The organism is Aminobacterium mobile DSM 12262 (assembly GCF_000526395.1).
Classification (GTDB): Bacteria; Synergistota; Synergistia; order Synergistales; family Aminobacteriaceae; genus Aminobacterium; species Aminobacterium mobile.
On record NZ_JAFZ01000002.1, the window covers coordinates 273,863 to 286,425 of the forward strand.

7 protein-coding genes and 1 riboswitch are annotated in these 12,563 nt (G+C 41.9%); of the genes, 3 read left to right on the forward strand and 4 right to left on the reverse strand.

The genetic code is table 11. The features are described from left to right. The first annotated feature begins 22 nt into the window (after positions 1 to 22). Positions 23 to 2,218, forward strand: a complete 2,196-nt coding sequence (locus tag K360_RS0108170) for a Tex family protein (RefSeq protein ID WP_024822676.1) — start codon at positions 23 to 25, stop codon at positions 2,216 to 2,218. Further along, positions 2,191 to 4,827 carry an ABC transporter substrate binding protein gene (locus K360_RS11070; RefSeq protein ID WP_024822677.1) on the forward strand — a complete coding sequence of 879 codons (2,637 nt, stop codon included), beginning with the start codon at positions 2,191 to 2,193 and terminating at the stop codon, positions 4,825 to 4,827. The genes K360_RS0108170 and K360_RS11070 overlap by 28 nt, the downstream gene beginning before the upstream one ends. 9 nt (positions 4,828 to 4,836) lie before the next feature. Here the strand turns inward: K360_RS11070 and K360_RS0108180 are convergent, their stop codons facing one another. Together K360_RS0108180 and K360_RS11075 are read right to left on the reverse strand one after the other, a co-directional pair. After that, the gene (locus K360_RS0108180; protein WP_024822678.1) at positions 4,837 to 5,304 is read right to left on the reverse strand and encodes a hypothetical protein; all 468 of its coding nucleotides are present in this window, start codon (positions 5,302 to 5,304) and stop codon (positions 4,837 to 4,839) included. A 90-nt stretch (positions 5,305 to 5,394) separates the two neighbouring features. Further along, on the reverse strand, positions 5,395 to 6,759 hold the full coding sequence (locus K360_RS11075; protein WP_024822679.1) for an HD domain-containing phosphohydrolase: 1,365 nt from the start codon (positions 6,757 to 6,759) through the stop codon (positions 5,395 to 5,397). 303 nt (positions 6,760 to 7,062) lie between these two features. Here K360_RS11075 and K360_RS0108190 point away from each other — a divergent pair, with 303 nt between their 5' ends. Next, positions 7,063 to 8,274 (forward strand): class I SAM-dependent RNA methyltransferase, encoded by a 1,212-nt coding sequence (locus K360_RS0108190; protein WP_024822680.1) that lies wholly within the window; start codon positions 7,063 to 7,065, stop codon positions 8,272 to 8,274. Here K360_RS0108190 and K360_RS0108195 read toward each other — a convergent pair. Together K360_RS0108195 and K360_RS0108200 are read right to left on the reverse strand one after the other, a co-directional pair. Beyond that, the gene (locus tag K360_RS0108195; protein ID WP_024822681.1) at positions 8,234 to 10,792 is read right to left on the reverse strand and encodes a cation-translocating P-type ATPase; all 2,559 of its coding nucleotides are present in this window, start codon (positions 10,790 to 10,792) and stop codon (positions 8,234 to 8,236) included. The genes K360_RS0108190 and K360_RS0108195 overlap by 41 nt on opposite strands. 126 nt (positions 10,793 to 10,918) lie before the next feature. Then, a riboswitch (NiCo riboswitch) is annotated at positions 10,919 to 11,012 on the reverse strand. A gap of 112 nt (positions 11,013 to 11,124) precedes the next feature. Further along, complete coding sequence (locus K360_RS0108200) at positions 11,125 to 12,507, reverse strand: carcinine hydrolase/isopenicillin-N N-acyltransferase family protein (protein WP_024822682.1); 1,383 nt, start codon at positions 12,505 to 12,507, stop codon at positions 11,125 to 11,127. Positions 12,508 to 12,563 lie beyond the last annotated feature (56 nt).

Sequence of the window (12,563 nt, forward strand, 5' to 3'; positions counted from 1 at the left end):
AGAGTATAGGAGGAACAAGAAGATGTCGGCATCAACTTCAAATACGGCGTTTCCCATAGCAAAAGAACTGGATATTTCTGTATCTCAAGTAGAAGCTGTCAGCTTTCTTTTAGACGAAGGTTGTACTATTCCTTTCATCGCCCGATATAGGAAAGAAGCGACAGGCAGCCTTGACGAAGTCATGATAGTTCGCATTCGAGATAAAAAGAACGAGCTTATGGAAATGGAGAAACGTCGAACGTCTATCCTAAAATCTCTTTCTGAACGAGAGCTGCTGACGGAAGAACTTAAAACAGCTATCTTGGGGGCTCCCAATCTTATAGTTCTCGAAGACATCTACCTTCAATATCGTCCTAAGAGAAGGACACGTGCCAGCATCGCCACAGAGAAAGGCTTGGCTCCTCTCGCTGAAAAAATCCTGAAACAAGAGGGAGGAGTTCCCTTTTCTTATAGCCAGGATTACGTTGATCCAGAGAAGGGCATCAACTCCGTTGACGAAGTCCTACAAGGGGCTATGGACATTCTGGCCGAAAAAATAAGTGAAGATAGGGCGACACGTTCGTGCATCCGCCGCATTTTTGTAAGAGAAGGTATAGTTGTATCATCTGTAGCAAAAGGGATGGAAGAAAAGGGGATAAAATACCAAAACTATTTCGAATGGAAGGAAAAAGCGCTTGCCGCTCCATCCCATCGTATTTTAGCCTTATTCAGAGGGGAAAAAGAAAGGTACTTAACTCTACGAATACGCCCAGAAGATGACCGTTGCTTACGGGAGATAAAAAAACACTTCGTACGCTCTCAAAATGAGGAAAGTAAAATTGTTGAAAAAGCAGTAGAGGATGGGTATAAACGGCTTCTTGCCCCCTCTATGGAAACAGAACTGAGAAATGCCCTTAAAAAAAAGGCTGATGAACAGGCTATTACCGTTTTCGCTCAGAATATCAGAGAAGTACTCATGGCCCCTCCTCTCGGACATAAGAATATTCTCGCTATCGATCCCGGATTTCGGACTGGATGCAAAGTTGTGTGCCTTGACCGTCAAGGAAAGCTTGTTCACACAGAGACAATATTTCCTCACCCCCCACAGAAACGGGAAGAAGAATCTGCTCAAAAGGTCCTAGATATGATGAAACGTTTCTCTATTGAGGCCATTGCAATCGGGAATGGAACCGCAGGAAGAGAAACAGAGAGTTTCATACAAAACATATCTTTTCCGAAGAAACCAATTATTGCAATGGTCAACGAAAGTGGAGCCTCTGTATATTCAGCCTCTGAAATTGCAAGACTGGAGTTTCCCGACTATGATGTAACAGTACGAGGAGCTATCTCTATAGGACGACGCTTAATGGATCCGTTATCTGAACTTATCAAAATAGATCCTCGCTCTTTAGGCGTCGGGCAATATCAGCATGACGTAGACCCCAAAGCATTGAAGCAGGCTCTTGACGATGTGGTAGCCAGCTGTGTTAATGCTGTTGGAGTGGACGTTAACACTGCAAGTAAGGAACTTCTTACTTTTGTTTCTGGAGTAGGCTCTCAACTCGCAGAAAATATTGTACGATATCGAGAAGAAAACGGCTTATACCAAACAAGAGAAGATCTGAAAAAAGTCCCTCGTTTAGGCCCTAAGGCTTTTGAACAAAGTGCGGGCTTTCTTCGTATCCCTGAAGGGAACAACCCTCTTGACGCGAGTGCCGTTCATCCAGAAAATTATGGACTCGTAGAAAAAATAGCTCAAGATTTGGAGACTACTATCCATGCGCTCATAACAGACAACAAACTTCGCAAAAATATATGCTTAGATCGGTACGTTACAGGGGAAATTGGGCTCCCAACTTTACAAGATATAATGGCTGAACTTGAAAAGCCCGGGCGTGACCCACGCCAAAAGTTTGACAGCTTTGTTTTTGCTGAAGATATAACGGATATATCGCATCTACGAAAAGGGATGATTTTACCGGGGATTATTACAAATGTCACGGCTTTTGGAGCATTTGTGGATATTGGCATCCATCAAGATGGGCTTATCCATATAAGTGCCCTTTCCGATCATTTTATAAAATTTCCCCAGCAAGTTGTTTCTCCAGGCCAACGGGTTGAAGTTATGGTGATAGCACTTGATATAGAGAGGAAAAGAATCTCTCTATCCATGAAAAAAAGTGACTTGATAAGGCAGGTGGAGCCCCATCCATGGAACGAGCAAGGGAAAAAGCCTTAAAAAGAGCAGGGATATGTTTCTTTTGTATTTGTTCTCTTGTGTTGTGCCCTTTCGGCGTCTTTTCTAGAGAAAATGAGGGTGGAGTTCCTATTTTAATTCTCGACTCTTACCATAAGGGATACCCTTGGACCGACAGTGTTATCAAGGGTATCCTAACCTCGCTTCATAATGCCTCAATTAAAACAACACCCTACATAGAGTACATGGATTCCCGACGGCTATCTTCTCAAAAGCTCTATCCTTCTTTAAGCAAACTTTACCCCATAAAATATTCTCAAACTCCTCTCGCAGCTATTGTGTGTTCTGGTGATGAAGCTTTCAATTTTCTTTCTCTTTATGGACCAAAGATTTTCCCCGGCATACCCATAGTCTTTACAGGGATTCGAAATATAAAATCACCTATCCAGCAACCCCTTTTGAGGAATTACACCGGTACAGCTCAACATACACCTTTTTTAGCAATGGTGGATGTTATTATGCGGTTACATCCTACCGTCAAAAAAATTATTGTCATTGGGGATACAACAACGGCGGGAGAAAAAGATGTTCAACAGCTCAAAGAAATTTTAACGAGGCAAAAAGATTATATCGAGTCTTTATTTCTTATCTCCCCTACCTTTGAATTATTAAAAAATGCTCTTTCAGAAGAAAGCAAAAGTACAGTTATTATCATTACGTCTTATTTTCTAAACATCCAGGGAGAAAACTGTGCGCTACAGGAAGGAATAAATATTATCCGTTCTATGGGGGATTTTCCTATTTACTCTCATTTAGACGGAGTCCCTTTGCTTAATGGAGTTCTCGGAGGCCCTATCAATCATGGAGAAGAGTTCGGCCATACAGCTGCAAAGATGGTGCTACAAATTCTTTCTGGACGGGCCGTTAAGGATATTCCCATTCGAGAATCTCAACGAATACATTGGCTTTTTAACTATCGCGAGATAAAAAAGTTCGGCATCTCCACATCGCAACTCCCCAGCAACAGTACTATAGTGAATGATCCTTTAGAGGAAATTAAGGAACATTACCATTTCATCGTAGCTAACCTTCTTGTTATAGCTACATTAGGTACTTTGAGCATTCTCCTTTTCAGTAAAATTATGCACCGCCACCATGTTAATGCCGCTCTTATGGAGAACAAAGAATCTCTTAGCGGACTTATAGAAGGGGCACCTGAAGGAATCGTTCTTTTAAATGGGGAAGGATATATATCAAGAGTCAATAAGGAATTTTGCAAAATGTTTAATTATAAGGAGGGCTCTATTCAAGGGGAAAATCTCGCTCAATATATCTCAACATCTGAAGAACGAGTACAGAAAACATCTGAGCTCGTAAAATTATCCCTAAATAAACGTTTCAAAAACATAGAGCGGTTCCAGAATAAAAAGGACGGAACTCCTCTGCCTGTTTCTATGAGTGGATTTCCTGTGGAGAGATTGAGTGGGGAAAAAGAAGCTTTTTTACTTTTTCAAGATCTAACCCGTAAAAAAGCGCAGGAAAGGGCTTTGGCCTTACAATTTCACCTGGAATCTCTCCTCTCCACCGTTTCTTCCCAACTTGTTCTTTCCAGGGATTTTGAAAATGCTATACAAAATGCCCTTCAGGAAATAGGGAAACGTTTAGGTTTGTTAGGATGTGGATTATATCAAAGTAAAATAGAGGCTCCAAACGTATTTCACATTGGGAAAAAGTGGTTCTCTCCTATTTATGAGGGAACGCCCTCGGATTTTTTTACATTTTCTTTTAAAGAAGAACACATTAAATATATAAAAAAAGAGATCCCTGTCACTTTTCCAATAGAGAATAGTTTTCTCTCCGGCCTAAATGCTACTGCCCTCCCTTTCAAAACAAGAGAGAACAGAAATGGGGTTCTTATGCTTCTCTATCAAGAAACAACTCACACGTGGGCTTCTATTAACACTTCTGTTCTCGAAGTGCTTGCAAGCACCATCGGAGAAACATATAAAAAGAAAGAAACACAAGATGAATTGCTCCATACTATCTCCAGATTGAGAGAGACATTTCAATCTACTATTGCTACTATCGGCCATATTATAGAAATGAAAGACCATACCACTTCCGGCCATCAAGGACGAGTCGCTCAACTGAGTCTTGCTATAGCAAAGAGAATGGGATGTTCTTCCATTATCCAAGAAGCAGTCTATAATACGTCCCTCGTTCACGATTTGGGGAAATTGTATATCCCGAGCGAAATTCTTACAAAACCAGAAAAGCTCTCCTCGCTAGAATATCAAATCGTTCAACAGCACCCTCGATTTGGTTTTGATGTGCTGAAACAAGTTCATTTCCCATGGCCTGTAGCTGAAATAGTCCTTCAACATCACGAAAGGCTGGATGGATCTGGTTACCCTGAGGGACTAAAAAACAGCCAAATACTGTTAGAGGCAAAGATTATTGCAGTGGCGGATGTGGTGGAAGCTATGACATCCCCTCGTCCTCACAGAGGTCCCTACGCTATAGAAAAGGCTTTAGACGAAATCGACAGAGGAGCTGGACATCTTTATGACCCCTCTGTCGTATCATGCTGCGTAAACTTATTTAGAGAAGAGCACTTTGAATTTTCCAACTCTAGATCTTCTCCCTTGTAATAAAAACGCTTAAAGCTTTGTATATGCTTCTAATGCTTTGGAGGGTATAGAGCCTTTTGTCGAATCCATCCACTGCAACTCTTCAAAGCTAACGTCTGCTCCAAAAAGATGGTTCCCTCCTGTATCGTAATGACGAGCTGCTTTAATAGCATATTTTTTCTCTGCAGAATTAAAAACATAATCATATTCACTAAAATACAAGGTTTGAGCTTTAGCTTCCTCCAAACCAGCTTCTGCTACTAACGCCTCCACCATCTGTTTCTTTCCAGCCGCCGCTGCATAATAAACTCTTACTGTAGTGAGAGGCATTGAATCAAGCTCATCAACCTTTACCATATACCACCTCAGCTTGTTCTCATCTGCACCTAAATCTACTCGAACATCCCGAGGCTCCGCAAATATAGGTTGACTCGCCACAATTAATATAGCCAAACAAAAGACAAACATACCCCAAAAAACCTTTTCTTTTCGCGTCACTCCTTACCCCTCCTTTCTAGTTCTATTCTGCCATGCATTTATAAACCAGAATCTCATGAAAAACAACCGTATTTCTCGCGATGCCTACTTTTATTCGATCGTTATATTAAACCCCTTTTTCTTGAAAAGGCAGACACAAGCATCTACTACTTGAGGATCTAAAGCCGAACCCTTTAACCGATCCAACTCCTCTAGAGCTTCTGTTAAACCAAGAGCTGGTCTATATGGCCGATGAGAGCACATTGCTTCCACTATATCTGCTACCCCTATGATACGGGCAGACAACAATATTTCATCTCCCTTTAAACCTCGAGGATACCCAGAACCATCGAGACGTTCATGATGCTGATACACAGTCTCTGCCAAGGGCCAAGGGAACTCTATGCGGCTAAGAATAATGTATCCTGCTTCTGCATGGGTTTGAACAAGATTATATTCCACCTCGTTCAAAGGACCTGGTTTACTTAAAATCTCCGAGGGAATCTCTACCTCTCCTATATCATGTATTAAAGCAGCTTTCTCTATATTTCCAATCTCCTCATCAGGCAACCCCAATTCTTCCGCTATAGCACGAGAGAGAATCGCTACCCTCTTTTGATGCCCCAAAGTTAAAGGATTTTTCTTCTCCGCTATAAGCGCCATAACTCCTATAGTCTGCTCCCAAGCCCGTAAAACTTTACTGAAATTTTGCGAGGCGGCAAGCTCTACCTCTTTTCGAAAGGAGACATCAGATATTGTGCCTTGGAGGTAAATGATTTTCCCCTTCTTATCTCGCAATACTGTCGTACGTGCATCCACCCAGATGTTCTTCCCGTCTCTCGTTACAATGCGATATTCCAGAGAAAATTCCTCATCCCCAGCTTCTTCGTGTTTCTGAACCTGCTGAAGTATCCTTTGACGATCTTCCTCTTTAATGATGGAGAGGAAAGGACCTTTCTCTCCTTTAATCTCCACCGGAGTATACCCCCACTGGCTTATATTCTCAGAAACATACTCTACGGGCCAACCTTCCTCTGCTTTCCAACGAAACAAAACTACGGAGCTTTCTTTCACCACGGTCATAGCATAATATAATTGTTCATCTCTATCATGTTCACGTGTTAAATCGTGAAAAACTAAGAATGCACTCTCCACATCTTTGCCTGAAAAAAAAGGAACCACAGAGAACTCACAAGGGAAGAAAGTTCCATCCTTGCGGACACACTGCACAATAGTTCTCGCAAATTCATCTCCTCTATTGATGCTTCGAGCTATAGAGACCGCTCGTCTCTTAAAAAAATCTGGAACTACAATGTCGATAACATTTTGGTCTAAAAGCTCATGCGTAGCATACTGAAAAAGCTTCAAAAAAGCTTCATTGGCACGCTGTATTGCCCCCAGCGCATTCACTAGCACTATAGCATCCTCAATATTATCAAAGAGATTGTTTAAAAGAGCCTTCTCACGATCCATCATGTAATTAACCAGTACCTCTCTAGATAAATTGGAAGCTTTCGCTCAAAGAGAAAATATGTACAGCATCTCTATAATTACAATAACGGGTCCAAATCTTATTAAATAGTATAACATTACCCTGGAATGATGCCTCATTAGGAACTCCCAGAAAAAACATACATAGCGCTAAATAGCGCGATAAAGTCGTTAGCTGTTTGGTTTTCGCTCTTACTAGACAGCTTACAATTTTGCCTTTATAAAATGAAATATGGTTTTGTTCTGACAGTTCAAAAACAAGACGCTCATTAGGGAAGGGGTCTCTTTATGCAAGAAAACATACCAAAGGGCTGCAATTCTTTATGTCGTGCCTGCGCTCACAGAAATATAACAAGCGAAGAAAGTGCAGAACAAAAGATGGCATGGCTAGCCCATGCGCTATCTCCTTGGGGAAAGGAGCTACGCTCCATCAAAACTCCCCTAGCTCAAGAGCGATGGGGATATCGAGAGAAAGTAAGTCTTTTAACCCAATGGAGTCAAGAAGCTCGATGGCAAATAGGAATGATAGCTTGCAAGCATTTTGTCAATCTCCAGACATGTCCTATACACTCGGAACGGGTTCGTAAAATGATTCTTTGGATTTCAGAATCAATACCTACTCCAGAAATATTTTCTCTATCTTTATATGCACAGACAGGAAAACAGGCAACTCTTATTCTAAAAACAAATGTAAAACCCGATCTTTGCTGGTTAGTCGAACACGAAAAATATCTTTCTCAAACAGGAATTGAGGGGCTTTGGCTTCATCTTCATCCTTCCGCTGGTCGTCGCCTTTTCGGGAAAAGAAATTGGCATCTTCTGTGGGGTAAACCTCGATCATATAATGAAATGGGCCTAATATATGGCCCCACAGCCTTCCAACAACTTATTCCCAATCTTTATATACAATCTCTTCGAGAGGCCCAGGATTTCCTGACGCCTCAAAAAAATGATAGTATTATAGATTTATACTGTGGAAGTGGAGCAAGTCTTAGGCTATGGACAATTTTCGGGGCTCGAACTATAGGCGTAGAAATATCAGCAGAAGCTGTAGAAAACGCCTCTATAAACGCTCCTCTTGCTCAGATCTTAAGAGGAACATGTTCCCTTCGCATTCCTCAACTCAACGAATGGGCAAAAAACACGCCCCTTCAACACCGATTAGCCTATGTCAATCCTCCTCGTGTAGGATTAGAACCAGACGTTAGGCATTGGCTCGCTACGGAATATCGCCCTCTGCGCCTCGCTTATCTTTCTTGCAATGCTGGCACTTTAGCACGAGATCTCGCTTTTTTTGAAGGAAACGGGTATTTCGTAGAACACATCACACCCTATGATTTTTTCCCCAATACATACCATGTAGAAACCCTTACCCTTCTTCAAAGAAAAGGAGAATGTCCATACTTTCATCTCGGGCTAAACAAATTTCATTATGAAACATGCTCGTCTTCCCTTGTTATCAAGAAAGTCTGCTTTTCAAAAACAACTTTATCAGTTTAAACCACATTAAACTGAGCAAAGGCAACAAAAAGGTGATAACTCCATCCATAAAATCCAAAGAAGAGAAGTGAAAAATCTGGCGAAAAATCGGGATGGACATAGTAGAGATAAGCATTAAAGAAGCTCCTGCTACCACTAGCCAAAAAGCCTTATTAGGGATTTTGAAAATAGTTAACGTCCCTTGTGTCCATGATCTATTGGTCATAATAAGACCTAAATTAGAGAGAACCAAAACAGCAAAAGTGATAGTTCGTGTCTTTTCTGGAGAAAATCCTGCGAAGACACAAGCTATGAGAACTCCAAGTGCAAGGGCAAGGACACCCAGCCCCTGCAACACGGCTAAAGTTACAGTTGCTCTATCAAAAAGAGGCTTCAAAGGATTTCGAGGCTTTCGATCCATAATATTTTCTTCCTCCTGCTCTGCCTCAAATACTACTGAACAGGCCGGATCAATAATCAATTCCAAAAATACTATGTGAACAGGAAATAAGACTAACGGCCATTCCTTAAAGAAAACAGGGATCAGTGACAAGCCAGCAATGGGAACATGGACAGCCACGACAAAAGCCAAAGCTTTTCGAATATTATCAAAAATACGCCGCCCCATTCGCACAGCTTTTACAATAGAAGAAAAATCATCATCCACTAACACGAGGGCTGCCGATTCTCGAGCGACATCAGTACCACGTCCACCCATGGCTATGCCAATATGAGCACTTTTAAGAGCCGGGGCATCATTGACTCCGTCCCCTGTCATAGCTGTGACCTCACCGTTTGATTTAAGAGCCTCTACGATTCTTAATTTTTGTTCTGGAACAACTCTGGCAAAAATATTGACAGAACGTATTTTTTCTTTCAACACTTGGTCAGTCATATTTTCCAGCTCTGGGCCAATGATAACAGCATCTGGATTGCGTAGTCCAATAGTCCGGGCTATATTTTTAGCCGTGCCAGGATAGTCTCCAGTAATCATGATAGTACGAATTCCTGCAGAGTAACAGCTCTGAATTGAAGCAGCTACATCCTCACGGACTGGATCAAGAAGGCCTACAAGTCCGACAAATTCAAAATAGAAATCATGCTGAATATCTGGAAGCTTTTCCTTCTGAAATTGGGCTTTTGCAACTCCAAGAACTCGCAGCCCCTCATCGGCCATCTTCTCTACCCACTTCTCTACCTGTGCCTTTGCATTCTCATCCATATGACACAAATCTACTATGGCTTCAGGAGCTCCTTTAGCTGCTATCTCCCAACTTAATCTATCTGGTGAATGCCATACATTCGACATGGCCAGCAACTCTGGCGAGAGAGGATATTCTCTTACAAGCGCCCAGTTGGCATGAAGGTGCTCTGTCCCTTCCAATAACTTCTCTCCAGAACGCAAAATAGCTTTCTCCATGGGATCAAAGGGATCTTTTTGGCTGGCCAACATGGCATATTCCAGTAAAGCATGATATGTTTCAGGGAATGGATCATCGTCCTGTTCCGGCCCCCAGCACTCCCCTACAACACATAATTTTCCTATGGACATTTTATTTTGTGTGAGGGTTCCAGTTTTATCTACACAAAGAACAGAAGCTGCGCCAAGAGTTTCAACTGCTGGAACTCGTCGAGTAAGCACGCCTTTCTGAGAAATTCGCCAGGCTCCCAAGGCCAAAAAAATCGTGAGGACCACTGGAAATTCCTCCGGAAGGGTAGCCATGGCTAATGCAATTCCTGCAAGAATAGCCTCTAACCAGTTTCCTCGAAGCATCCCGTATACAACGACAAGGACGGAACAAAAGATCAATCCGAGAATGGAGAAATCCTTAACTATTCGGCTTGTTTCTTTTTGTAATAATGTGTCTTCTTCTTTTACAGACTGGAGGGCCTTGCCGATTGTGCCCATTTCTGTATTGATACCAATGCCTGTAACTTCAGCTACACCTTGTCCCTTGACAACCAAGGAACCTGAATAAAGAAAGGGTAGATCGTCTCCACCTGGGCGACCTGTTTCCAAATGGCCGTCCCACGGTTTTTTACGAACTGGAACAGACTCTCCTGTAAGCATAGATTCATCTACGGAAAGATTAACACCTGCAATGAGCCTCGCATCGGCAGGAACACGATCTCCCTCCGAAACTACTATGACATCACCTCGTACTACTTCTCGGCCAGGTATTCTCTTTTGCTCACCTTCCCGCATAACAAGAGCTCTCGGGCTAGAAAGATCTCGTAAGGCTTCAAGAGCTCGTTCTGTTTTTCGTTCTTGATAGATGGTAATGCTCATAACTGCAAAAACAAAAAACAGCAATAATGCCGCCTCACGCTTTTCTCCCAAGAGAAGATAAAGAATTCCACAAGCGACAAGGAGCAAAAACATCGGCTCTTTACCCACTTCTATAACTATGTGAAGGAAACTTTTATGTGCGGTGGAAGGGAGTTCGTTAAAACCTTCTATTTTCTGACGGTGATCTACTTCTGATTCAGATAAGCCCTGGATTTGAGCTGCTTGAAACAGGTCTTTAATTTCAGTCATATTTTTCTCCTCGCTTCCTCACAAAGACAGGATTCTTGCCAGATTTGCACGGGAAGTGGGTATAACAACTTCCGCCCCAAAAACGTCAGCATACGAAAAACCCCCGCTAGGACATAAGATCTATATCTACGTCCCGCGGGGGAATAAATGTTCCCGCTGCCTCATGAAGGCCCAGCTGCACCTTTTATTATATAAAGGCCGCCTGTTCACCATTTTGTGGAATTATACAGTAAGATAAGAAGCAAAGTCAATAAAGGTGATACTTAATCATAATGACAGACGACGGTTACATACACCTAGTGCAACGGGCTCATTTTCAAGATCTGGTACCATTATTGGTTCATAGAGAGCACCAAGTTGACCATTTGAAGGAAGTTATCATTCATATCTTTTGTTGCATCTTCTCCCTTTTTGACTTTTTCCCTCACGGTATAAATAAATTTTCTCCATTCGTCATTGACCCCAGCCTCGTAGAATTCGTTATATTTAAAGTTTCCCCTTTGAGCTTCATAAACTGTTCCATCAACGAGAGCTTTAGGTGTAGCGTTTGCCCCCATCAGGAAAGGAATAGAATATCCGTAGGCTGGTAATGTTACAAAAATAGTCGTCAAAGCTTCTGGGTTTTCGGGATCAATTAAAATCGTGGCGCTCGACTGTGCTCGGGCAAAATTCCACAAGGCAGAGTGTTTTGAAACCTTGGGTGAATTAACTAATTCAATAGTTATATTCCCATAGTTTGTGACAAGGGCATCTTCAGGCGAACCATAATCATTTTCCCTAGAGACAGTGAAATATATCCCCTCATATTCATCCCCTGCATATACAAGGGGAGGACTCTCTCTTTCTTCTATAATCTTATAGCAATTATCCGCTATCTGAAGAATTTTCCCTCTTGCATCAACAAACAAATAATTAGTCCCTAACTTTCCACTGGCAATATATCCCTTCTCTGCAAAAGAATGGAGAACTTCTTTTGCTTCGTCAATGTTTTTACAGTGCTCAGCGATATAACGGGGAATGTAGTGATTCATAAATCCGTCATATTTAGGAGGATCAACGTAGGGTAGCTCTCCCTCGTAAGGACCAACATAACATTCTTTATGTTGCCACTGGGCTGGGACATCTGCGCCTCCTGCAAGACCTTTCTCGTTAACAAAAAACGACACTCCTGTATCTGCAGTACCCATTTCTCCGAAAAACTTATACGGTTTTTTATCACCTGGAGGCACTTTTGTTATTTTCTTAAGATAGGCTGATTGTAGATCTACAGCGGTTTCCCTCGTTTTATGAAAAATAATCTGTCCATCCCTTGTTGCCGGTGGAGCAACTGCAAATGAAGTACATCCTACTCCTTCATAAAAAAGGGCTAAATCCCTGTATCTTCCAAAAGTGAAAGCAATGTAAAGCTCCCGATCTATTCCAACCTTATCAGCAATAGCGTTAAGCTCATCGATCCAATAAGAACAATTAATCTTCTTGGAAAGGTCTATTGAAAGCTTCGCGAATTGCCTTAGCTGGTCTTCTTTACCCTCAGCTCGTGACATAAATGTATTGTATGCCCTTAAAATAGAATCTCGGTTGACTTCTCCCCACATTGCCCCTACTTCAGCTGCTGATCCTTGCAAAAAAATCACTTCATCTGAAGGGACTGCAGCAAAAGCAGAAGTACTAAAAAGAACCGTTATAGTCGTCATTAACACTATTAAACGCTTCATTTTAATGCCTCCTTTTGATAAGAATGGAGGAGTCTTTACCTCCTTCATTCTTAAAA